Origin of the sequence: Alkaliphilus metalliredigens QYMF (assembly GCF_000016985.1) — a bacterium.
Taxonomy (GTDB): Bacteria; Bacillota; Clostridia; order Peptostreptococcales; family Natronincolaceae; genus Alkaliphilus_A; species Alkaliphilus_A metalliredigens.
The window spans coordinates 376854-398432 of record NC_009633.1 but is presented as its reverse complement, the minus strand read 5'-3'; the positions used below and the strand labels follow the sequence as shown (position 1 = coordinate 398432).

Genomic DNA, 21579 nt, shown 5'->3' with positions numbered 1-21579 from the left:
TATTTAATGTGTGCAGCACTATAAATAAATGAATATTTATTTATTTATATTTAAAAAAAATTATCTCATTGCATTAACACATATTGTTGTTATTCTTTTTATCTCTTCTTGTGTAAATTTCTTATCTTTATCTAATTCAAATGAGATTAATAAATATCTAAAGGGTATCGTAAAAGAAACAGTTAATACTTCCGTTGCAGTTACCCTTTGATTAATTTCACCAGTTTTTTTTCCTAATTCGATGCATTTACTCGCTAGTTCTAAGATGTTTTTGAAATTATCAGCTTTGTTTTTTGCTGGTATCCTAACATCCATCACAACTGAAGCCATAAATTTTGCTAAAATTGGTTCTTCATTGGCTTTCATAAATAATTTTCCTATGGTTTTATATGCGGCTTCATAAATCGTGCTGGATGTATCAATATCTGCTATGAAGCTGTTAAAAATTTTACTCATTTGTGAATCTACCAATTCCTGTACTAACTCTTCTTTACTACTATAATGTCTATATAGATAACCTGGTGATACACCAGCTCTTTCACTGATTGAAGCAATGGACATACCCGTATATCCATGTTCTATGATCGCCCCCATTACAGCCTTCTTAATATTCTCCATTTTTTCAGGTTCAGTAATTCTTGCCACAGTTATTCCTCCCTACGCAACAATAAATAAATAATTATTCATTTATTGTATATTACTAGTTTACTATTGTCAATATGTAATTTTCCATTTAGATTATCTACAATACCCACCTATATGTTCTAGTCATAGTGCAATTTTTCATAAATAAAAGGTGGAATAACTAAAGCATCTTTAGTTATTCCACCCTGTTTATTACTTTACCTCTACAAAACTCTTTTTAGAACAATAGCCACTTAAAATACTTAATTTAGTTTAGGTAAATAAGCCTGTGGATCTACTGGTTTGTTATCCTTCAATACTTGGAAATGAAGTAGTGCCCCTTCTTCTCTTTTATTGACTGAGGTTTTTCCTACCCCGCTAATGGTTTTACCCTTTTCTACATGATCTCCTACATTGACCATGGCATCGGTAGACAGGTTACTGTATCTTGTCATCAATCCATCCCCATGATCGATGGTCACGGTAATCCCAATGATGGAGTCATTAAGGACCTCAACAACCTCTCCAGTTAAGACTGTCTTGACCGGTGCACCCTCTTCAGCATGAAGGTCAATCCCATGATGTGTTGCCCATTGCTCTAGTGTTCGATGATAAACAAGACGGTCATCGGCAAAGGACATGCCTAACTTCCCAACCACAGGCAGTGCCATGTCTTGGGCACTGCTAGCTGTAGGTGCCACTTCTTCTTTAGCATCCTTGTCTTCTATGATTTCCTGTGTTTTCGGTTTCTCTTCTTGCTTTGGTGTTGCCTCTACGATTGGTTTTTCACTTTCCTGCTCTTGTATTTGCTCTTGCTCTTCAAGTTTTTCAGTGTTCTGAGAGGTTTCTTCAGAGGGTTCCCCTTCCTCCTCAGATTCACCTACAATAGCCGTTTCCCTAGAGTCCTCTTCTTGTTCTTGCTCCTCCCCATCACCTTCCACTAAGGTAACATCAGGGCCTCGATCCTCAGGAGCTTCACTAATAAAGTCATCTCCACTTTGATTCGATACCCAAATTGCGGTCACTGCAACAATACATACACATAAAAATAGAATAATATAAAATCCTTCCTTGTCTAAAAACTGGTACAATGTTTTTTTGTCTTTCTTTTTGTCATTATTGTTTTTATTATTATTTTCGTTTGACATAAAGCCCACCTCCATTTGGTATTATCACCATTTCATGATGAAATATACAAATTTAGCAAATGGAAGAAGGTAATTTTTTATACATGATGAAGCAGGGAAGGTTAATTTGATCTAGCCTCCCCTACTCTCTATAGGTCACCAATCGACTTAATGTCACCCCTTGATAATAATGCTCTAAAATTTTCTCGAAGCTGTACCCCTGTTCTGCCATTCCATTAGCCCCCCATTGGCTCATACCAACCCCATGGCCATATCCCTTTGTTATAAACGTCACATTATTTTGACTAAAATTCATCTCAAAATCTGCAGAGCGCAGTTCAAAAAATTCTCGAATTTCTCGTCCAGTTAGTTCTTCACTCCCCACCTTAATTCTTGTGATTCTTCCTCCGCTACTTCTTTCTAAAATGTCTATTTGTCTGTCTAGGTTACTTTGGTTTAATTCTATTCTAGGATATCTGTCTTTTATGGTATCAATGAATTCTTTAATCGATACTATTTTTTCATCAATAAGCACAGGGGATCTCTCCTCGTATGGACTGGAAACACTCCGTAGATAAGGGACTGCTGATGCAAACACATCCTCTGAGTTTTCCGTCATGCCACCACTGGTGGAGTGATATAGGGGTTCAATGGGCTGCATGTTATAGGTCATAATCACACCCTGGGTTTCTTCCACCGCCTCTTGGATCTTAGGCCAATAATCATTCATCCATCGGCTTCCATGACGTTCTAATAATTGTTCCTCCGATAACCATTCCTGGGAATCCCTATGACTTGTTGATAAAATGGCACCAGGATAGTTTGGATGTCCTTCCTCCCCATATAGATATCGCCTCCAAATTGTAAATGTTCTTGCGGCAACAGCCTGGGCTTTGATGGCTTCCACTTCAAAGGCAGCCGGCACTTCAGCTGCAACAACATTTGTCACATAATCTTCCAATGAGAGCTCCATGATTTCCCCAGTATCATGGTTATACACATTCACCTTTAAATCCGATTCAACCACCGCTGGATCCCGTGACTTGTCCTCCTCAGGAGTGGATAAATCACAGCTCCTAATAATCAGCATAGGAATGAGCAGTGTCGCCACCGCAAAAGCAATTACTGTAAAAAAAATACGCCGCATCCGTCACCTCTCCTCACTTTTGCACCATAATAAGGTATATGCGGTTGCCTATAAAAAAATAACCACCTATTCCCTAATGGAAACAGATGGTTATCAATCATTTCATTTATTCTTCTCGATATATAATTGCTCCTACATTTCGTAGCTTCTCTTCAATATCCACATAGCCTCTGTCAATATGATAAATATCTGAGATCTCTGTTTTACCTTCAGATACAAGTCCTGTTAAAATCAAGGCTGCTCCAGCCCTTAAATCCGTTGCCTTTACAGGAGCTCCCTGGAGATCAGTCCGTCCTTCAATGACAGTACTACGCCCTTCTATTTTGATGTCAGCACCCATTCTCTTGAGCTCACTGACATGCATAAAACGATTTTCAAATACGGTTTCGGTAATGACACTGGTTCCTTCAGCAACACACATCAAGGCCATAAACTGGGCCTGCATATCCGTGGGAAACCCTGGATAAGGCATGGTTTTGATATCCACTGCCTTAGGACGGTTTTCCGCAATAACCCGGACACCATTTCCTTCTTCGCTGACTTCAATATTACATTCCCTGAGCTTAGCCATGATAGGCTTGAGATGATCTACCATCACGTTATCGATGAATAGGTTTCCTCCGGTAATGGCTGCCGCAATCATATAGGTTCCTGCTTCCACTCTATCTGGAATCACTGGATGAACAGCGCCTCCTAATTTGTCTACCCCATTAATCTTAATGGTATCTGTTCCAGCGCCTCTCACATCAGCACCCATTTTGTTTAAAAAGTTGGCTAGGTCGATTAACTCTGGCTCTTCAGCAGCATTTTCAATAACTGTCTGCCCCTTAGCTAAAACTGCAGCCATCATAATATTCTCTGTTGCCCCAACACTGGGAAAATCTAAATAAATACGACTTCCTATTAACTGGTCTGCCTTTGCTTCTACAAAGCCATGCCCCATTGTAATCTTTGCTCCTAATGCTTTAAACCCTTTTAAATGCAGGTCAATAGGTCTGGTGCCAATGGCACACCCTCCAGGCATTGAAATTCGAGCCTTCCCTAATCGAGCTAATAATGGTCCCATGACTAAAAAGGACGCTCTCATTTTTCTCACTAATTCATAGGGTGCTTCAAAATTATCAATATCTGCAGCACTCACTTCTATTTTATCCCTGGAAATCCTTCTTACGTCGGCGCCTAAGGATGTGAGTACTTCACAAATGACTTCTACATCTTTGAGGGCAGGAACGTCTTCTAGTGTACATTGTTCTGTGGCTAATAAGGAGGCGGCTAGAATCGGTAAAACTGAATTTTTAGCGCCACTTACCCGAATGGTTCCTTGTAATGGTCCACTTTTTTCTACAATGATTTTGCCCACATTTTTTCCTCACTTTCTATATCCAATTCAATTAGTAAGTGGTGGTAATCAAAGGGGTTGCAATCCATAAATAAGTTCGGTTTTCATATGAATTATAGCGCATTGCCAGCTGTAAGTTGACAGTTTTTCCATCATACTGAATTGCTTGGGGTATCAAGGATGTATATCCTGTTAGCATTGTGTAATGCTCATCCTGTACTTGTTCGACTTTTTGTCCCATAACAGCATGTAAAACTTCTTCTAGCTTCGCCAACTGTGCTTTCGTTTCTATCTCTTCGTCATAGGTCCCCACAATTATAATAGTGGTTTCCATATCCATTCCATATTTCGATAAAATTCCCTCACTTTGATTACATGTTTCCACTATACCTTTATACTCTTTATTCTGGACAATGTCAACAATAATATGTGCTTCTTTTTCTCCATCAAACTCCGTTGCTTGTAGGATAATTACAGATATTTTCCCACTATTTTCAATGGCAGTCAATGTTATTTGTCGATATCCTTCCTCCTGAATCTCGTTAGAATAAATAACATCTCCCTCTATCTCTTCGTAATCTTCAATAAAATAAGGGTCATGATGCTCATAATTTATTATATCTTTTCTCTGGCCATTAAGTTCAAAGGCTTTGATCAAATCCTTTTTTATGATTCTCATTTCCTCAATGGACCAAAATGTGTCAGGGATAGATAAAGTTGTATTGGTGTTATATTCCAATAAACGACTCTCACTTATTTCAAATGCCTGGATAATTCCATGGATTTCCACATCTCCAATATTTTCTTGATCCTTTATAAAATAGGCTGATGCATAATAAACCAGTCCAAAAAACAACGAAAAAATAATTGCCATGGTTGCTATCTTTTTCATAATATGTAGCCTCCTTTTCTTTTTTAGAAAGTTGCATATTTAAATGGGTAAATTCCATAAAAATATGCATAAGCAAAGGGAAGAGACCTAAGTCTGTAAAGTACGATGTTAAAGGGGGACGAAAAACATCTATATTTTACATCTTGAGCCTCTTCCCTTCTTAGTTTAATTATTGACCCGGTCTAAGGAGGTTATACACTTTGTGAAAATTTTTTATTTTTTTACATCAACGGTCCACCGTCTTCTTTCTTTTCACAAGCACTACATTTGATTCCTATCATCTTATTAAAAAAGTTAATCTGTTTAAATTGACTGACGTAATCAGGAGCGATCTGTTCTAGTTCACCATAGCATTCTCCACAGAGCTCCTTATGCCTTAAGTGCTTGAATTTTTCTGGGAATCCTTGAATTTCTGGCATCACAGCCTGTCGGTCAATTGCATTTCGACTGGCCACCACAATTCCCATAGCCTCTGGATAATCTGTTGAGACAGAGCGGTATTCCTTATTTAAGTCCTTTGCCACACGCATATACTTGGAAGTCACTTTCATTGGTAGGCTATAGTTTAAGATGAGCATCTCACCCATAGGATCCCGTAGGGCCTCCTCCACGTATCTTTCAGCCTCCATCATCCCAGCCTGTTCCTTGGTGAGTCCTAGGACAACCCTTTCCCTGAATTCTCCCAACCATTTTTTCTTTTCTTCTCTCTTGATCTCTGGTGTCCCATGGAGACCCACTTCAATTGTTTTATCTAATTCACTTTTCTTGGACATTTTATCACCTCTATATGTAATTATCGGAGAATGAATTCTCCTGCACCTTTAGGATTTCTTTCTTTTTGGAGAATAAATTTTCCCCTACATTTACAATCATATTCTTTTATTAATATGCTCATTACTAAGTTACCCAAAAAACTGGGACATAATTCTTTTGAAAAACTTTGTTAAATAATATATAATATAAAATGATTGTGTATGAATAATTTATCTTTCTGTGTGTGCACAACTTAAAAGCTTACTAGAATATACGAAGACAGTGCATTTGCAGAATATGACAATATGACGATAGTACGCTTTACCTACTGGGAGGTTTCACTTTATGTTTAAAATGATGACAAAAGGAGATAAAATTTTAATCTTTGCCATACTGGCGCTGAGTGTGGCTTCAATCTTTGCAATCCCTAGACTTTTAACAACTGTCGAGGAAGGAAAAATGGTGGTTGTCAACCTAGATGGTACAGTGATCCATCGATTTCCACTAGAAGAGAGTCCCGAAGCAGAATTTTTAGAGTTTCCCTTCGAAGTTAGGGGTCAATCCTATACTGGGAAAATCGAAATGAAGGATGGGCGAGTGATGCTCCACCGTCTCTCAGACGACATTTCCCCCCTCTCCATCCACACCGACATGGGCTGGATCAGCGAATCCTATCAAATGATTGTCAGTCTACCCATCCGCCTCATCATCACCATCGAGGAGGAAGATCCACCAGAGTACGATTTTGATATTATATCATATTAGCAAGTGCTCAAAAAATTCGTCTTATGCTATCGCAACGACTCATAGCGCACTCTATTTTTAACGCCCCTTTGTTAAAAATCACAAGTGCTTAAAAATTCGTCTTATGCTATGGCAAGTACTCAAAAAAGGAGCCAGGGTTACCCCTGCCTCCTTTCTTTATTTATTTTTGGTCAACCCCAAACGATTGGTTGCCTTCTTTAAAGCAATCTCTGCTCTAAAGGTGTCCACTTCCTCTCGTTCTTTCTGAAGTCTCTCTTCGGCCCGTTGCTTTGCTTCTTCTGCCCTAGATACATCAATTTCTTCAGGCCATTCAGCTGCATCGGTAATGATGATGGTCTTATCCTGATCCACTTGAATAAATCCGCCAGCAATAGTGGCTTCCTTAAGTTCATCCCCTATTTGGATTTTCATCTTGCCGATTTTCAAAGGTGTCACCATTAGCATATGGTCACTTAATATCCCCTCATCACCAGAAACAGTTCTAACAACAGCCATTTCTACTTCTTCATCTAAGAATGTTCGATCTGGTGTTACGATTTGCAAACGGAACTTAGAAGCCATACGTACCACCTACCCTTTATTTGCTTTTTCTACAGCCTCGTCTATACTTCCGACAAACAAGAAAGCGGATTCTGGTAAGTCGTCATGCTTTCCATCTAGTATTTCTTTGAATCCTCTAATTGTCTCTTTTAATGGGACGTACTTTCCTGCCATACCTGTAAATTGTTCTGCAACAAAGAATGGTTGAGATAGGAAACGTTGTACCCTTCTTGCTCTTGCTACTGTTAATTTATCTTCATCGGATAATTCATCCATACCAAGAATAGCAATAATATCTTGTAGTTCTTTGTATCTTTGTAATACTTCCTGTACCCCACGGGCTACCTCATAATGTTCTTGTCCAACAGTGGCTGGATCAAGGATTCTTGAGTTTGAGTCCAATGGATCCACCGCTGGGTAAATTCCTAGCTCAGAAATCTGTCTAGAAAGTACTGTGGTTGCATCCAAATGGGCAAATGTTGTGGCTGGTGCTGGGTCAGTTAAGTCATCGGCTGGTACATAAACTGCCTGTACAGAAGTGATTGATCCCTTCTTAGTAGAAGTGATTCGCTCCTGGAGGGCACCCATCTCCGTAGCCAGTGTCGGCTGGTAACCAACGGCACTTGGCATACGACCTAATAGGGCCGACACCTCACTACCGGCTTGGGTAAATCGGAATATATTATCAATGAACAACAGAACATCCTGTCCCTCTTGATCTCTAAAGTATTCTGCCATAGTCAATCCTGTTAAACCAACACGCATTCTGGCTCCTGGTGGCTCATTCATCTGACCGTACACAAGGGATGTTTTATCAATAACCCCAGACTCGATCATCTCATGATACAGGTCATTTCCCTCTCTTGTACGCTCACCAACTCCGGCGAATACAGAGAGTCCACCATGCTCTTTCGCTATATTATTAATTAATTCCATAATTAATACGGTTTTCCCTACACCGGCTCCTCCGAATAGTCCAACCTTTCCACCCCTTGCATAGGGAGCAATCAAGTCAACGACTTTAATTCCTGTTTCGAAAATTTCAGTGGCTGCCTCTTGCTCTTCAAAGCTTGGGGCTTCACGGTGAATCGGTAAATGCATTTTAGCCTCAACTGGCTTCCCTTCATCTACTACTTCTCCTAATACGTTGAAAATTCGACCTAGGGTTTCTCTTCCTACAGGGACCGTAATAGGTGCCCCTGTATCAATGGCTTCCATTCCCCTTACTAGACCATCGGTTGATCTCATTGCCACACATCTAGCGGTATCATCACCGATATGCTGCGCGACTTCAACAGTAACAAGTCCATCAGGTCCTTGGATCGTAATCGCACTTAATAGCGCTGGAATCTCCTCGCTACTAAATCTTATATCGACAACCGCTCCAATAATTTGAACCAGCTTTCCTACATTTCCTGTAGCCATCCTTCTACCTCCTTTGTTCTATTTTAATGCCTCGGCTCCACTAACGATTTCTGCAATCTCTTGAGTAATGGAGGCTTGTCGCGCTCGGTTATATTGTAATTGTAGCCCGTCAATCATATCCGTTGCGTTATCTGTGGCACTTTCCATGGCAACTCTTGTTGCTCCCTGTTGACTTGTGGAAGACTCCACCAGGGCACCATAGAGCATACTCTCTATATATTTAGGAATTAAATAATCCAATACCTCCTCTGGAGAGGGTTCATAGGACATAAATTCATCTCGTTCCTTTGGCTTTTCAGCTCCTTCTCCACCAGTCTGTGGCTCTAGGGGCAGTAGTTTAACCACCCTAGGCTTGTGAGTGATGGTACTAACGAATTCAGTATAGACTAAATAAAGCTCATCAACTAATTCTTGTTTATAGAGCTCCATCCCTAGCTTTCCAATCCCTTGGGCATCAGAAAAAGAGGGGTTCTCTGATATCTTGGTGAATTCCCCGTCTAGATCATATCCACGCTTTCTAAAGAAGCCTCTACCTTTTTTGCCAATGGCAATGATGGAAACACGCTCCTTCTCCTGCAAATGGTTCACCGCCGCCTTAATGACATTGGCATTGTATCCACCGGATAATCCACGGTCTGCAGTGATGACAATATATGCTGTCTTTTTCACTTCCCTAGGAGTAATCAAATCATGTCGAATTCCTTGAGTAGAAGAAACAATGTCATTGATGGTCTCTTCAACAACCTTAAAGTAAGGACGGGTTTTTTCCAGTTTCAGTCTTGCTTTCCTAAGCTTTGCTGAGGAAACCAACTCCATTGCCTTTGTGATCTGTTTTGTACTGTTAACACTTTTAATGCGTCGTTTAATATCCTGCATACCTACACCCATAACTTTTCACCTCCTGCTTTGAGCAGTTGCTTTGGCACTACTCCCTTTCGGCCTTAAATTGCTTTTTGAAGGCTTCTATAGCCTCTTTTAAGGTTGTTTCAGAGGCCTGGTCCAAGACCCCATTGTCTCGAATTGCCTGACCAACTTCAGCATGGTGCCCTACCATATAGGATATGAATTGGGATTCAAATGGTCCAATTTCAACTACCTCAATATCCGTTAGATATTTATTTGTAATGGCATAGATCATCATGACCTGTTCTTCCACAGGCATTGGTTTAAATTGTGGTTGTTTTAGCATTTCAATAATACGTTCCCCTTGGGCTAAACGGGCTTGGGTTTCTTTATCTAATTCAGATCCAAATTGTGCAAAGGCAGCCAGTTCACGATATTGAGCTAACTCAAGTCTCAGGGTACCTGCAACCTTCTTCATTGCCTTGATCTGGGCATTTCCTCCAACACGGGATACAGAAATACCAGGGTTAACCGCTGGTCTAACTCCTGAGTAAAAAAGCTCAGACTCTAGGAATATTTGTCCATCAGTAATGGAGATTACATTTGTTGGAATATATGCAGAAACGTCTCCCGCCTGTGTTTCGATCAGTGGCAGGGCTGTTAAAGAACCGCCTCCTCTTTCATCACTTAGCTTTGCCGCTCTTTCCAATAAACGACTATGTAGATAGAATACGTCTCCAGGATAAGCTTCTCGTCCTGGTGGTCTTCTCAGCAACAGGGACATGGCACGATAAGCCACCGCATGCTTAGATAAATCATCATAGATAATCAATACATGCTTGCCGTTTTCCATAAACTCTTCACCCATGGCACAACCAGCATAGGGCGCAATATATTGTAATGGGGCTAGTTCACTGGCTGTAGAAGCAACGATGATGGTATATTCCATAGCACCATTTTTTTCTAGTGTATCTTGAATCTGTGAAACAGTGGATTTCTTTTGTCCAATGGCTACATAAATACAAATAACATCAGAGTGTTTTTGGTTGATGATTGTATCGATGGCAATGGCTGTTTTCCCTGTTTGACGGTCTCCGATAATCAGCTCTCTTTGTCCTCTACCGATTGGAATCATGGAGTCAATGGCTTTGATTCCGGTTTGTAATGGCTCATGCACAGACTTTCTTGCAATGATTCCAGGCGCAACTCTTTCTATATCCCTATATTTATCAGTTTGAATCGGTCCTTTACCATCTATCGGCTGTCCTAATGAGTTAACAACACGGCCTAGTAGTGCTTCTCCTACTGGCACCTCAACAATTCTTCCGGTTCTTTTAACTGTGTCGCCTTCTTTGATCTTGTCATCGGATCCTAATAATACACACCCGACATTGTCTTCCTCTAAGTTTAAAGCCATGCCGTAAACGCCGCCTGGGAATTCTAATAACTCTCCAGCCATACATTTTTCCAGTCCATGGATTCTTGCAATCGCGTCTCCAACCTGAATTACTGTTCCTACATCTTTGACTTCTAATTTATTCTCATACCGCTTAATTTGCTCTTGGATTATTGAGCTAATTTCTTCAGGTCTCAGATTCATCTGACATCACCCCTATTCTATACTATAATTTGTAATAATTGATCCTGCATCTGATTCAGTCTGGCTTTAACCGTTCCATCAATGATTTTATCTCCCATTTTCACAAGGACACCACCAATAACCGTCGGGTCGATTTCATTTTTCAGCTTAACATTTTTTCCTGAAGACATGGATAGGTTTACTTGTAGCTTTAATAAATCATTGTTGTCCATGGGTAGTGCTGTAATCGCCACTGCCTCTATTTTGTTTTTACCGGCATCCGCCAGTATTTTATATTCTTCATATATTTCTTGAAAATCCCCTTGACGACTTTTATCAAGCAAAATGCGTAAAAAATTAAAGACCTCTGGGCTGATCTGTTCTTTAAAAATAGTGGAGAGGATTTCTTTCTTTTCTCCTAAGGTAATCACAGGGCTTTTCAGTAGTTCATTAAGATCTGAATGTTGCTTTAGATTTTCAGCAACAAAGGCAAGCTCCTCTGTGACATCCTCATAACGATTCATTTCAAAGGCCACTTGAAACAATGCTTTTGCATATCGCTTTGCAACTAATTCTGCCATTTTGTTTCCCCTACCTCATCAATAAATTGTTGAATCATTTTATGGTGGGTTCCCTCATCTAAATCTTTTTCAATCACTTTTGTAGCAGCTGCAATGGCCAATTGTGAAATTTCATTTTTCATTTCATTTAAGGATTTTTGCTTCTCACGTTGAATTTCAGTCATTGCTCTTTCTATGACCTTTTCAGCTTCATCCTCAGCAGCCTTGATAATCTCATCTCCACGCTTTTCAGCTCGCTTAGTGGCCTCATCAATAATCTGGCTTCTTTCTTTTTTAATATCCTGAAGCTTCATATCATATTGGGCCTTGCTTTCATCTGCCTCTTTATTTTTCATTTCAGCTTCCTGAATTGAATCAGCAATGGACTTTTTACGTCCTTCCATATACTCTGTTGTTGGCTTAAAAAGAAACTTCTTTAGAACCCAGTACATGATCCATAGATTGATTAATGTAAAAATGAAGTTCGATAGCACAAATTCCACTAATCCCTGCATTCTCGTGCCTCCTTTCTATGAGTTATCGGGAGATGCTTTGATCTCCCTGTTCTCCTTGTTCTCCCTGTTATAATAGACCGACTAATGGATTCGCAAATAATAGGATTAGTGCAATGATTAATCCATAAATCCCTGTGGTCTCGGCAACAGCGGCACCTAGTAGCATTGTTCTTACGATATCTCCTTGGGCTTCTGGTTGTCTACCAACACCCTCAGCTCCCTTACCAGCGGCATATCCTTGCCCGATTCCTGGTCCTATCCCTGCGATCATCGCTAATCCTGCTCCGATGGCAGATGCTGCTAAAATTAATGCTTTTCCTGTAATTGGTTCCATGAGTTATTTCCTCCTTTTATTATCCTTTAGAATTTTTTAAACTTTACAAATATAATGGTATTTCAAATTTCACAAGGTTAAGTAATGCTTACTTTCTTTATAACAACCCAACTAATGGATTTGCAAACATCAAAACGAGCGCAATGATCAATGCATAGATACCAGTAGTTTGGGCTACTGCCTGACCTAAAAACATGGTTCTAACAATCATGGGTTGGTACTGAGGTCTTTTCCCCACCATTTCAGTTCCTTTTCCAGCCGCATATCCTTGTCCAATCCCCGGACCAATGCCGGCGATCATGGCTAATCCTGCTCCAATAACTGAGGCAGATAATATAATGGCAGCACCATCCGTATTAACAAGGGGATTGGCATAAAGCATGATTAATGCCACAACCAAGGATAAAATCCCCGATGTTTCAGCTACTGCTGCTCCCAGTAGCATGACCATTGAAGCTGACTTAGCACTCTTGGGGTTTAAACTCGCTGCTTCGGCACCCTTACCCGCGGCAAAGCCTTGTCCAATCCCTGGACCAATTCCAGCAATCATCGCAAGCCCTGCTGCAATGGCAGTGGATGCAAGAATCAATGCCCTTGGTTCAAAGGTAGCAAGCCATTCAAAAAACATTGTGATAAAGTCAGTGGTTCCCATTTTGACACCTCCTCTGTGTTCCTCTATTGTGTCTTCTTCCCCAGATGATTGTGACGCCTTTCTTGGCTGCTATGTACTCATCTCTAATCCATTGCCATGGCGATGAACACCATGGAGAGCATGACAAAGATAAAGGTTTGTAGCACCCCCGCAAAGAGGTCAAAGTACAAATGCAATGCAACAGGAATTCCTGCTGCGAAAATAGGAAAAGACTCAAGTCCTATCATGCCACTTACACTGGCGAGCCCCCCGTAAAGCAAGGCCATGATGATGAATCCACCAACGATATTTCCGAATAAACGAAATGCCAATGAAATGGGTAATGAAAGCTCACTCAAAATATTAAGTGGTAGCATGAAAGCAAATGGTTCTAAAAATCCCTTTAAATACGTTCCTAAGCCCTTTGTCTTAGCCCCAAAGAAATGAATCATTGCAAATGTTGTCAATGCCAATGCAAAGGTCACATTCACATCTGCAGTTGGGGGCCGAAGACCAAAAATTCCTAGTATATTAGAAACCAATAAAAACAAAAACAATGTTCCCATATAAGGGGCAAAACCCTTTTTATCCGCACCCATGGTTTGAGCTGTTAAACCATTCATTTCATCCACAATGGCCTCGGTTACATTTTGTAGACCTGATGGAACCCGTTCAAACCTTCGGGTGGCAACAAAAGCAAATGCAAACAATACCGCCATGACAAACCAAGTCATCACAACTGTTTCAGAAATCGGAATGTTCCCTATGTTAAATATTATCCTTGGTCCGAATCCTACCTCCATCGCTTCTCCTCCTTCCTTTCTTAAAAATGTTTTTGAAATACTCTTTGTCATTAAATAACTCCGTTTTAAGTATGACTAGTTTAATGGATAATAAACCAGCAATGGTACCTAAGACGTGAATATGTTCCGCCTGGATGGATATATACACCACAATTCCAGTCACTAGATATCTGACCATGTACCGAGATGCCGTATAAGCTTGGGCTTTATGAGGCACCATGTGCACAGCCTTTTCCAGTGTCAAGTACAAAAGACGGAAGTTGAGTATGACTATAATTGTGCCAAAAAGCAGTCCCATTATATAGGGTATGGGCTCCTTGACAGCAAAAAAGAACAGTATTGCAATGATGACGTTAAGTACTAGCACCCCCTTTACGACTCGCAATTGGGTTTTCCATAACGGGTCAGACATTGGATCACTTCCTTTTCTTTTGCTCTATATCCTTTGCCGCTACTTTAAATAAATTCATGAAGGAAACGATGACCCCCATAATGATAAACACAAATAGAAAAATAGGCTGGGTATTAAACCGAGCATCTATCCATCTTCCGATATAAAGACCTCCAATGATCGGTACAATCATTGAAATACCAATAAAACTGAGTAAACTTAGGTTTTCCATTACATGTCTTTTTTTTCCCATTGATTTATCCCCATTTTTCAATATTCACTGAATGCTTACTCTTCGGTGTATTGCTTGGTCTGCCTATGATTAGGTTCTATTTTATATTATAGCATAATATTAAGAATTTTCGAATAGGGTAAATTGTTAAATTTTTATTAATTCGTCAGAAGATTTTTGGTATATTCTTTCCATCGGCTTCATATCAGCATCTTTCTGACAACCCTAATTAATATTCAATACCCTTACCCTAGATTCCTGCTTTTTATGTATATTTATTAGGTTTATTTTATGATTTTAATCACATCGGTTTTTAATCACTTGTGATATGAAGGTTTTTTGTTAATTTTATATCATCTTTGCAGACCATCAAATTTCCCGTCATACTCATATTTCACTTGCTTTACTATAAGCATTTAATAACCCTTCAACAATTCGTCCACAAGCCTTGCCATCTCCATAGGGGTTTACTGCATTGGCAATGGTTTCATATGCTTTTTCGCTACTGAGGAGAGCTTTCACCTCAGCTATAATCCGCTCTTTTTTTACCCCTATCACCTTCACAGTCCCCGCTGCTACTGCTTCCGGGCGTTCTGTTTCAGTACGCATTACCAAAATTGGCTTCCCTAAGGCCGGTGCCTCCTCTTGAATGCCACCAGAGTCTGTCAAGATTAGATAGGCACGGTTCAATAGATTTGCAAAGGGTTCATAATCTAAGGGCTCAATTAAATGAACATTTGATACATCTCCAAGGAATTCCTGGGCCAGCTGTTGAATTTTGGGATTTAAATGAACAGGGAACACAACTTCCACCATTTCATTACCCTGGGCCACTTCTCGTATTGCTTGAAAAATGTTTTCCATGGGCTCACCCCAATTTTCTCGACGGTGACAGGTCACCACAATGACCTTCTTATGAGCATAATCTATTTGATTAAGGGTTTTCCCTTGAAAAACATAATCCTCCTTTACAACCTGTAACAGGGCATCAATAACAGTATTACCTGTAATCACAATTTTATCTGGATTAATGCCATCTTTTATTAAATTGTCAAAATTCCCTTGGGTCGGGGCAAAATGAAGATTGGCCAAGGTCCCAGTAAGCTTTCGGTTCATCTCCTCTGGATAGGGAGAGTAAATGTTCCCACTGCGAAGACCCGCCTCCACATGTCCTACCTTTATCTTTTGATAAAAGGCCGCCAGGGCACCTACAAATGTGGTGGATGTGTCTCCATGGACCAGTACAATATCAGGCTTTTCCTTTTCCAGCACTGCCTCCAAGCCCTTTAAAACCTTCACAGTAATATCTGAAATCGTCTGACCATGGGCCATGACATTTAAATCATAATCCGGGGTAATGTCAAAGAGCTCCAACACCATATCTAGCATTTCCCGATGCTGTGCCGTGACACAAAGAGTGGATTGAATCCGCGGCTCTGCTTCCAAAGCCTTCACCAAGGGTGCCATTTTAATGGCCTCTGGTCTTGTCCCAAATATCGTCATCACTTTAAGCTGTTTCATATGTCTCTTCCTTTCTATTTAAATATGTGGTTTTATGTACTTTATTTACTCTTCCGTTTCACTTGTTCAAAACATCATAGAGTCAGGGGCTTTTAAGTTCACTCAGTAAAATTCTACACAGTCATAGCATTTCCCTTTTTTTAAATCTTAAGAAATTCATTTCAAGTTAAATGAAGGTAGAATTATATTAGCTTCTTTAATATATACGATTGTCTATGTAGACAATCAATCAGGATGCCATCTCTTGATTTGCATCAAAGTTTGTCAGATTGCAACTAAAAAACACTTGCATATTACCCTATCCAAGTGTATAATTATCAAATATATAGATTTATTCAAATTTTCTAATAATTTAGCCTGGGAGGTGAATCAAAGCAATTTATTCTATTACGAGAAATTCATTGCACTAATGTCTTATTATCTATATTAGAAATTTATTTAAAGGAGGGTGTTTTATAATGGAAAAAAGTATACCAAAAAGAGAGAATTGGGGCTCAAGAATTGGCTTTATCATGGCAGCAGCAGGTTCAGCCGTTGGACTTGGTAATATTTGGAGATTCCCATACCTACTTGGTGAAAATGGCGGTGCCGCATTTCTTCTTATTTATTTAGTTTTCGTTGTGTTTATTGGAATTAGTATTATGATTGCGGAATTTGCCGTAGGTAGAAATTCAGGTAGTGCAGCTGTAGGTGCTTACAAAAGCAAAAGTGGTAAATGGACCTTTGCAGGGGTAATTGGGGTCTTAAGTGCATTCTTCATCATGGGCTTCTATCCAGTAGTTGGAGGTTGGTCTCTTGCCTATATCGCACAAACCTTTACTGGGTTATTGTCTAATCCCGAAGCAATAGGTGGTACCTTTGGTGCCTTTATCGGAAGTACGACTGCACCATTAATATGGATGATTGTTTTCTTAGCACTGAACGTGTTTATCGTGGCTAGAGGTATTGCAGGTGGTATCGAAAAAGCTGGTAAAATATTAATGCCTGTATTATTTGGTCTTTTAGTCCTGATTGCCATTCGAAGTCTTACTCTTCCAGGTGCAGCGGCAGGACTTAGTTATATGTTTAAGCCTGACTTCTCAGCGGTAACAGGTCAAACCTATTTAGCCGCATTAGGTCAAGCTTTCTTCTCCCTTAGTCTTGGTATGGGTTGTATGATTACCTACGGAAGTTACCTAAACAAAAAAGAAGATCTTGCAACTAACGCTGTCCTTGTAACTGGAATGGACGTTGGGGTTGCTCTTTTAGCAGGTCTTGCTATGTTCCCGGCAATATTTGCCTTAGGAATGGCGCCTGATGCTGGTCCTGGTCTTGTATTCGTTGTTATCCCATCTGTGTTTGCTGCAATGGGCGGTATTGGTCCAATATTATCCGTCATCTTCTTTGTGGCCTTAACGGTTGCAGCTCTTACTTCTTCTGTATCCTTAATGGAAGTTGCAGTTGCCTACTTTATTGATGAAAAAGGAATAGAAAGAAAGAAAGCAGTTTATTCTGTAGCCTCAGCCATGGGTGTATTGTCTATCCTATCCTCCCTTTCTCTGGGATCAATGTCAGGTGTGACACTATTCGGAGTTGGGTTCTTTGACTTCTTCGACATCTTAACTGACAAGATCTTCTTGTCCATCGGTGGACTCTTACTTTCAGTCTTTGTTGGATGGTTCCTTGATAAGGAAATGCTTAGAAAAGAGCTTACAAATGGTGGAACCGTAAAGTTTGCATTATTTGAAGCATGGCATTTCTTAATCAAATATGTTATTCCAGTGGCAATTTCCATCGTTGCATTCTATGGAATTAAATCAATCGAGCAAACAAGCTTAATGATCTTTGGACTTCTGATGATCGTGGTATTGGCAGTATTCTCTAAGAAGCTATAAGCAAGTTATAAAAAATAAAAGCTAAGCTAGGCGGTCACAGTTCGATATGCATCGGACTGTGACCGCTTACTTTTTTGTAATCTTAAGTACATGAAGCACACAAAATACACAAAAGTACACAAAAAAAGAACCCAAAATTTCTCTTGGCTTCTTTAATATATCTGGTATAGTATCACTTATTTTATCATTCACTGGCTGTCTGATCTACAATCATGACTAAGAATTTGCCTTTTCCTCTGCTGATTTCTTAAACAGTCCAATCCGGATGGCACCTAACAGTACCGATGTGGCAATGAAAACAATTAATAGGTATGCCGTTCCTCGAGTTGCATCAGCGATGATAATGGCACTTCCTCCTAATATAATACTAATCGAATATAAAACCAGCACAGTCTGTTTTTGACTCAACCCTCTATCTAACAGGCAATGATGCAAATGCCCTTTATCAGCTTCCATAATCGGTCTTTTGTTAACAAGTCTCCTAACGATTGCAAAGGCCGTATCAAAGATGGGTACTCCCAATGCTAACACAGGAATTGCCACTGCAATGGTTGTGGCACTCTTAATCACACCTTCAATGGATACACTGGCTAAAATAAAACCAATAAAGAGAGATCCCGTATCTCCCATAAAGATTTGTGCTGGATTAAAGTTATAAGGTAGAAAGCCTAAGGATGCTCCAGCTAAAATCACCAATAGGACTGCCACTTCAGGTTGTCCATTTAAGTAGGCTACTGCTGCCAATGAGATGGAGGCAATGACAGATACCCCTGCTGCTAATCCATCTAAACCATCAATTAGGTTAACTGCATTGGTCACTCCAACAATCCAAAAGATGGTTACGGGTATACTCAATATCCCTAAGTTCATTCCAGCTCCTGGAACCAGTGGATTACTAACATAAACAATTCTCAAGCCACTAGATACGATTATTAATGCAGCAATAATCTGTGCTACCATTTTATATTTTGCTGAAATTGGCTTCACATCATCAATGATTCCTGTTAAAACAATGACCGTAGCCCCTATTAAAATCGCCATCAGTTGGCGATCAATCGGTAGGGAAATCAAGGCCGTTATCATGAAAGCTGTGTAAATTGCGACCCCACCTAAGCGAGGAATGGGTTTTTTATGGATCCTACGATTATCCTTTGGCACATCAATGGCACCAATTCGATAAGCGAGTTTTTTGGCATAAGGGGTCAGTATATAGGAAATTGCCAATGCAACAAAAAAGGTAATCATATACTTTTCCATTTATTCACTCCTCATCTGAGATCAATACATATGTCTGATTTTATAACAAATATTCGAAACAAGCAATGTATATTGCTTCTTACTTACTCAAATTTCTCCATTTCAATCCCAGCTTCTGTCAGCATTTTCTCTGAAAGATCATCGGGATATTGACCTTTGAAAACAAGTCTTTTCACGCCTGCATTGATTAGCATTTTAGCACAAAGCACACAGGGCTGCAAGGTGACATAAAGGGTTGTCCCTTGAATTTCAACTCCATGATAAGCCGCTTGAATAATCGCATTCTGTTCCGCATGTAATCCCCTACAGAGCTCATGCCGTTCTCCAGATGGGACCCCTAACTGTTCTCGTAAACAGCCGGTTTTCTCACAATGCTCAATGCCACTTGGGGCACCATTGTATCCGCTACTCAGCACTCGTTTATCCTTAACAACGACTGCACCTACCTGCCTGCGCATACATGTAGACCGCGTCTTAACTACTTCTGCCATCTCCATGAAATATTGGTCCCAGGACGGTCTCATATCAATTTCCCCCTTACATTTTTGAAAACACCTACTTAGTTCTATATTTTATCATAAAATTGGGCTTTTATGTAAATTGTCATTAAATCTTAATATTTACAAGTGCCTGGGCGGGAATACCCCGCCCGAAGGCTCGCATAAAAAAGTAAAAACTTATAGAGTAGATTCCTCTACACCATAAGTTCTTTCTAAAGATACTCTATTTACTTTGTTCCAAACAAACGATCTCCTGCATCCCCTAAGCCCGGTACGATATAAGCATGGTCATTTAGCTTTTCGTCAATTGCTGCTACATAAATATCCACATCTGGATGCGCTTTCTGTACAGCTGCAATTCCCTCTGGACAGGATACAATACAAACTAATTTCATGTTTGCCACACCACGATCTTTGATGGCCTTTAATGTGGCATTGGCAGATCCCCCAGTGGCAAGCATTGGATCTAACACGATAATTTCTCGCTCCTGTACATCCACAGGAAGTTTGCAGTAGTATTCTACGGGCTCTAATGTCTCGGGATCTCTATACAGACCCACATGTCCCACCTTAGCCGCTGGAATCAGCTGTAAAATGCCATCCACCATTCCTAATCCCGCACGCAAAATCGGTACAATCCCTAGCTTTCTACCGGAAATCACCTTTGATTTTGTCACACCAACTGGGGTTTCGATCTCGATCTCTTGTAATGACAAATTTCTTGTTACTTCATATCCCATCAGCAGAGAAATTTCCTTTACCAAATCACGAAAATCCTTTGAACCTGTATTTTTGTCCCTAATTAACGTCAATTTATGTTGAATCAAAGGGTGATCAATCACAAACACTTTACTCATCGCAATTCCTCCTTATTATTTATAATATTTACTTTCAATATCAGTGATTTTATCGATTCGCTTTTGGTGTCTTCCCCCTTGAAATGTAGCAGATAACCAAATATCTACAATTTCTAATGCGAGGCCCGGTCCAACAACCCGTCCCCCAAGGGCCAATACATTGCTGTCATTGTGTTCAGTTGTTGCTTTTGCTGAAAAACAATCTCCCACAAGGGCACAACGAATTCCCGGCACCTTATTGGCTGCAATGGAAATCCCAATCCCTGTACCACAAATTAAAATTCCCCTTGCATAGTCTCCCTTGGCAACTGCCTCCGCCACCCCTTGGGCATAATCAGCATAATCACAGGAATCCGTGGATTCAGTACCAAAATCCACCACTTCCAGCTTCTTATTCAATAGGTGTTCCTTAATCAAGTTCTTTAGTTCATACCCACCATGATCACTGCCAATTGCAATTTTCATATATCCACCTCCAGGATTTTTCTATCATCAAACAAGTCCGATTAAATCATAAACCTATACTTAATTCGACAAATATCGCAAAGTTCCTGCTTGTATTTTTTATTTTTTAATCACTTTTTCTCATTTTTTTCATCTTCTAGCTTTTCTAAAAGTTGCTTCAGCTGACCCTCAATTTCTTCAGCACTTCGACGATAAATCACAACAGGCTGGCCAAAGGGGTCTGATATATCCAGGGAATCTACAGTCCCGGTATATTCCTTTAGGGTATAGACTTTATCTTTGGCCTTAGGATGAATCTCCAGCACTACTTTTTTATGATTCGCTGTCATGGTCAAAACCAAGTCAGCTTCATCGATGAGGCTCTTTGATATGGGGGTGGCACGATGCTGCCCTAGGGAAATACCCTTTTCATTCATCACCTCCACAGCCTGCCCGGATGCAGGCTCTCCCGATGCTGCTGATACACCTGCCGAGAGTACTGTCACTTCACCTAGGGTATGGGGCTGTTTTGATAGCAATTCTTTCATTAAAGCCTCACCCATGATACTTCTACAAGTATTCCCAGTACAAATAAATAATATTGTTTTCATCCTTTTTCACCCTTT

General features: G+C 40.1%; 25 protein-coding genes. 2 read left to right on the top strand and 23 right to left on the bottom strand.

Annotation, left to right across the window (positions count from 1 at the left end):
* Positions 1-60: 60 nt before the first annotated feature.
* From AMET_RS01850 to AMET_RS01825, 6 genes are all read right to left on the bottom strand, one after another.
* Positions 61-645: a TetR/AcrR family transcriptional regulator gene (locus AMET_RS01850; RefSeq protein WP_011971499.1), complete on the bottom strand. Its 585-nt coding sequence runs from the start codon at positions 643-645 to the stop codon at positions 61-63.
* 242 nt (positions 646-887) lie between these two features.
* On the bottom strand, positions 888-1772 hold the full coding sequence (locus tag AMET_RS24060) for a M23 family metallopeptidase (RefSeq protein WP_011971498.1): 885 nt from the start codon (positions 1770-1772) through the stop codon (positions 888-890).
* A 121-nt stretch (positions 1773-1893) separates the two neighbouring features.
* A complete protein-coding gene (gene spoIID, locus AMET_RS01840; protein WP_011971497.1) occupies positions 1894-2898 on the bottom strand; it encodes a stage II sporulation protein D in 1005 nt (334 codons plus the stop codon).
* Between the two features lie 106 nt (positions 2899-3004).
* Positions 3005-4258, bottom strand: a complete 1254-nt coding sequence (gene murA, locus AMET_RS01835; protein ID WP_011971496.1) for a UDP-N-acetylglucosamine 1-carboxyvinyltransferase — start codon at positions 4256-4258, stop codon at positions 3005-3007.
* 31 nt (positions 4259-4289) lie between these two features.
* Complete coding sequence (locus AMET_RS01830; protein ID WP_011971495.1) at positions 4290-5129, bottom strand: YwmB family TATA-box binding protein; 840 nt, start codon at positions 5127-5129, stop codon at positions 4290-4292.
* 221 nt (positions 5130-5350) lie between these two features.
* Positions 5351-5902 (bottom strand): YueI family protein, encoded by a 552-nt coding sequence (locus AMET_RS01825; protein ID WP_011971494.1) that lies wholly within the window; start codon positions 5900-5902, stop codon positions 5351-5353.
* Positions 5903-6227: 325 nt separating this feature from the next.
* Here AMET_RS01825 and AMET_RS01820 point away from each other — a divergent pair, with 325 nt between their 5' ends.
* Positions 6228-6647: a NusG domain II-containing protein gene (locus AMET_RS01820; protein WP_011971493.1), complete on the top strand. Its 420-nt coding sequence runs from the start codon at positions 6228-6230 to the stop codon at positions 6645-6647.
* A gap of 156 nt (positions 6648-6803) precedes the next feature.
* Here the strand turns inward: AMET_RS01820 and AMET_RS01815 are convergent, their stop codons facing one another.
* From AMET_RS01815 to wecB, 12 genes are all read right to left on the bottom strand, one after another.
* A complete protein-coding gene (locus AMET_RS01815; protein WP_011971492.1) occupies positions 6804-7208 on the bottom strand; it encodes a F0F1 ATP synthase subunit epsilon in 405 nt (134 codons plus the stop codon).
* Positions 7209-7217: 9 nt separating this feature from the next.
* The gene (gene atpD, locus AMET_RS01810; protein ID WP_011971491.1) at positions 7218-8612 is read right to left on the bottom strand and encodes a F0F1 ATP synthase subunit beta; all 1395 of its coding nucleotides are present in this window, start codon (positions 8610-8612) and stop codon (positions 7218-7220) included.
* 18 nt (positions 8613-8630) lie between these two features.
* Positions 8631-9500, bottom strand: a complete 870-nt coding sequence (gene atpG / locus AMET_RS01805) for an ATP synthase F1 subunit gamma (RefSeq protein WP_011971490.1) — start codon at positions 9498-9500, stop codon at positions 8631-8633.
* A gap of 37 nt (positions 9501-9537) precedes the next feature.
* Positions 9538-11055: a F0F1 ATP synthase subunit alpha gene (atpA, locus tag AMET_RS01800; protein WP_011971489.1), complete on the bottom strand. Its 1518-nt coding sequence runs from the start codon at positions 11053-11055 to the stop codon at positions 9538-9540.
* 17 nt (positions 11056-11072) lie between these two features.
* Positions 11073-11615: a F0F1 ATP synthase subunit delta gene (locus AMET_RS01795; protein ID WP_011971488.1), complete on the bottom strand. Its 543-nt coding sequence runs from the start codon at positions 11613-11615 to the stop codon at positions 11073-11075.
* Positions 11603-12109, bottom strand: a complete 507-nt coding sequence (gene atpF / locus AMET_RS01790) for a F0F1 ATP synthase subunit B (RefSeq protein ID WP_011971487.1) — start codon at positions 12107-12109, stop codon at positions 11603-11605. Before atpF ends, AMET_RS01795 begins: the two co-directional genes overlap by 13 nt.
* A 67-nt stretch (positions 12110-12176) precedes the next feature.
* The gene (gene atpE, locus AMET_RS01785; RefSeq protein WP_011971486.1) at positions 12177-12443 is read right to left on the bottom strand and encodes an ATP synthase F0 subunit C; all 267 of its coding nucleotides are present in this window, start codon (positions 12441-12443) and stop codon (positions 12177-12179) included.
* 97 nt (positions 12444-12540) lie between these two features.
* A complete protein-coding gene (atpE, locus tag AMET_RS27235; RefSeq protein WP_011971485.1) occupies positions 12541-13095 on the bottom strand; it encodes an ATP synthase F0 subunit C in 555 nt (184 codons plus the stop codon).
* An 83-nt stretch (positions 13096-13178) separates the two neighbouring features.
* Positions 13179-13877 carry a F0F1 ATP synthase subunit A gene (gene atpB, locus AMET_RS01775; RefSeq protein WP_011971484.1) on the bottom strand — a complete coding sequence of 233 codons (699 nt, stop codon included), beginning with the start codon at positions 13875-13877 and terminating at the stop codon, positions 13179-13181.
* Positions 13843-14289, bottom strand: a complete 447-nt coding sequence (locus AMET_RS01770) for an ATP synthase subunit I (RefSeq protein ID WP_011971483.1) — start codon at positions 14287-14289, stop codon at positions 13843-13845. The genes atpB and AMET_RS01770 overlap by 35 nt, the downstream gene beginning before the upstream one ends.
* 4 nt (positions 14290-14293) lie before the next feature.
* On the bottom strand, positions 14294-14521 hold the full coding sequence (locus AMET_RS01765; RefSeq protein WP_011971482.1) for an AtpZ/AtpI family protein: 228 nt from the start codon (positions 14519-14521) through the stop codon (positions 14294-14296).
* 366 nt (positions 14522-14887) lie between these two features.
* Positions 14888-16021, bottom strand: a complete 1134-nt coding sequence (wecB, locus tag AMET_RS01760; protein ID WP_011971481.1) for a non-hydrolyzing UDP-N-acetylglucosamine 2-epimerase — start codon at positions 16019-16021, stop codon at positions 14888-14890.
* Between the two features lie 458 nt (positions 16022-16479).
* Between wecB and AMET_RS01755 the strand changes: the two genes are divergently transcribed.
* The gene (locus tag AMET_RS01755; protein ID WP_011971480.1) at positions 16480-17895 is read left to right on the top strand and encodes a sodium-dependent transporter; all 1416 of its coding nucleotides are present in this window, start codon (positions 16480-16482) and stop codon (positions 17893-17895) included.
* A 216-nt stretch (positions 17896-18111) separates the two neighbouring features.
* On the opposite strand, the gene AMET_RS01750 is transcribed toward AMET_RS01755, so the two are convergent.
* From AMET_RS01750 to AMET_RS01730, 5 genes are all read right to left on the bottom strand, one after another.
* Entirely contained in the window at positions 18112-19152 is a 1041-nt protein-coding gene (locus AMET_RS01750; RefSeq protein ID WP_011971479.1) for a glycosyltransferase family 4 protein, read from the bottom strand.
* A gap of 83 nt (positions 19153-19235) precedes the next feature.
* Positions 19236-19676, bottom strand: coding sequence for a deoxycytidylate deaminase (locus tag AMET_RS01745; protein WP_011971478.1), 441 nt, complete (start codon positions 19674-19676; stop codon positions 19236-19238).
* Between the two features lie 203 nt (positions 19677-19879).
* Entirely contained in the window at positions 19880-20509 is a 630-nt protein-coding gene (gene upp / locus AMET_RS01740) for a uracil phosphoribosyltransferase (RefSeq protein WP_011971477.1), read from the bottom strand.
* Between the two features lie 15 nt (positions 20510-20524).
* Positions 20525-20974, bottom strand: coding sequence for a ribose 5-phosphate isomerase B (gene rpiB, locus AMET_RS01735; protein ID WP_011971476.1), 450 nt, complete (start codon positions 20972-20974; stop codon positions 20525-20527).
* Positions 20975-21084: 110 nt separating this feature from the next.
* Positions 21085-21564 carry a low molecular weight protein arginine phosphatase gene (locus AMET_RS01730; RefSeq protein ID WP_011971475.1) on the bottom strand — a complete coding sequence of 160 codons (480 nt, stop codon included), beginning with the start codon at positions 21562-21564 and terminating at the stop codon, positions 21085-21087.
* Between the last annotated feature and the right edge of the window lie 15 nt (positions 21565-21579).

What these genes read in the sequence shown, in the direction of transcription:
- AMET_RS01770 (WP_011971483.1), bottom strand. Translation starts at nt 14,289, where the DNA reads ATGTCTGACCCGTTATGGAAAACCCAATTGCGAGTCGTAAAGGGGGTG.
- rpiB (WP_011971476.1), bottom strand. Translation starts at nt 20,974, where the DNA reads ATGAAAATTGCAATTGGCAGTGATCATGGTGGGTATGAACTAAAGAAC.
- atpF (WP_011971487.1), bottom strand. Translation starts at nt 12,109, where the DNA reads ATGCAGGGATTAGTGGAATTTGTGCTATCGAACTTCATTTTTACATTA.
- atpB (WP_011971484.1), bottom strand. Translation starts at nt 13,877, where the DNA reads ATGGAGGTAGGATTCGGACCAAGGATAATATTTAACATAGGGAACATT.
- wecB (WP_011971481.1), bottom strand. Translation starts at nt 16,021, where the DNA reads ATGAAACAGCTTAAAGTGATGACGATATTTGGGACAAGACCAGAGGCC.
- AMET_RS24060 (WP_011971498.1), bottom strand. Translation starts at nt 1,772, where the DNA reads ATGTCAAACGAAAATAATAATAAAAACAATAATGACAAAAAGAAAGAC.
- atpG (WP_011971490.1), bottom strand. Translation starts at nt 9,500, where the DNA reads ATGGGTGTAGGTATGCAGGATATTAAACGACGCATTAAAAGTGTTAAC.
- atpD (WP_011971491.1), bottom strand. Translation starts at nt 8,612, where the DNA reads ATGGCTACAGGAAATGTAGGAAAGCTGGTTCAAATTATTGGAGCGGTT.
- AMET_RS01755 (WP_011971480.1), top strand. Translation starts at nt 16,480, where the DNA reads ATGGAAAAAAGTATACCAAAAAGAGAGAATTGGGGCTCAAGAATTGGC.
- AMET_RS01730 (WP_011971475.1), bottom strand. Translation starts at nt 21,564, where the DNA reads ATGAAAACAATATTATTTATTTGTACTGGGAATACTTGTAGAAGTATC.
- AMET_RS01820 (WP_011971493.1), top strand. Translation starts at nt 6,228, where the DNA reads ATGTTTAAAATGATGACAAAAGGAGATAAAATTTTAATCTTTGCCATA.
- AMET_RS01745 (WP_011971478.1), bottom strand. Translation starts at nt 19,676, where the DNA reads ATGAGACCGTCCTGGGACCAATATTTCATGGAGATGGCAGAAGTAGTT.
- AMET_RS01830 (WP_011971495.1), bottom strand. Translation starts at nt 5,129, where the DNA reads ATGAAAAAGATAGCAACCATGGCAATTATTTTTTCGTTGTTTTTTGGA.
- AMET_RS01765 (WP_011971482.1), bottom strand. Translation starts at nt 14,521, where the DNA reads ATGGGAAAAAAAAGACATGTAATGGAAAACCTAAGTTTACTCAGTTTT.
- AMET_RS01795 (WP_011971488.1), bottom strand. Translation starts at nt 11,615, where the DNA reads ATGGCAGAATTAGTTGCAAAGCGATATGCAAAAGCATTGTTTCAAGTG.
- atpE (WP_011971486.1), bottom strand. Translation starts at nt 12,443, where the DNA reads ATGGAACCAATTACAGGAAAAGCATTAATTTTAGCAGCATCTGCCATC.
- upp (WP_011971477.1), bottom strand. Translation starts at nt 20,509, where the DNA reads ATGAGTAAAGTGTTTGTGATTGATCACCCTTTGATTCAACATAAATTG.
- atpE (WP_011971485.1), bottom strand. Translation starts at nt 13,095, where the DNA reads ATGGGAACCACTGACTTTATCACAATGTTTTTTGAATGGCTTGCTACC.
- atpA (WP_011971489.1), bottom strand. Translation starts at nt 11,055, where the DNA reads ATGAATCTGAGACCTGAAGAAATTAGCTCAATAATCCAAGAGCAAATT.
- AMET_RS01825 (WP_011971494.1), bottom strand. Translation starts at nt 5,902, where the DNA reads ATGTCCAAGAAAAGTGAATTAGATAAAACAATTGAAGTGGGTCTCCAT.
- AMET_RS01815 (WP_011971492.1), bottom strand. Translation starts at nt 7,208, where the DNA reads ATGGCTTCTAAGTTCCGTTTGCAAATCGTAACACCAGATCGAACATTC.
- spoIID (WP_011971497.1), bottom strand. Translation starts at nt 2,898, where the DNA reads ATGCGGCGTATTTTTTTTACAGTAATTGCTTTTGCGGTGGCGACACTG.
- AMET_RS01750 (WP_011971479.1), bottom strand. Translation starts at nt 19,152, where the DNA reads ATGGAAAAGTATATGATTACCTTTTTTGTTGCATTGGCAATTTCCTAT.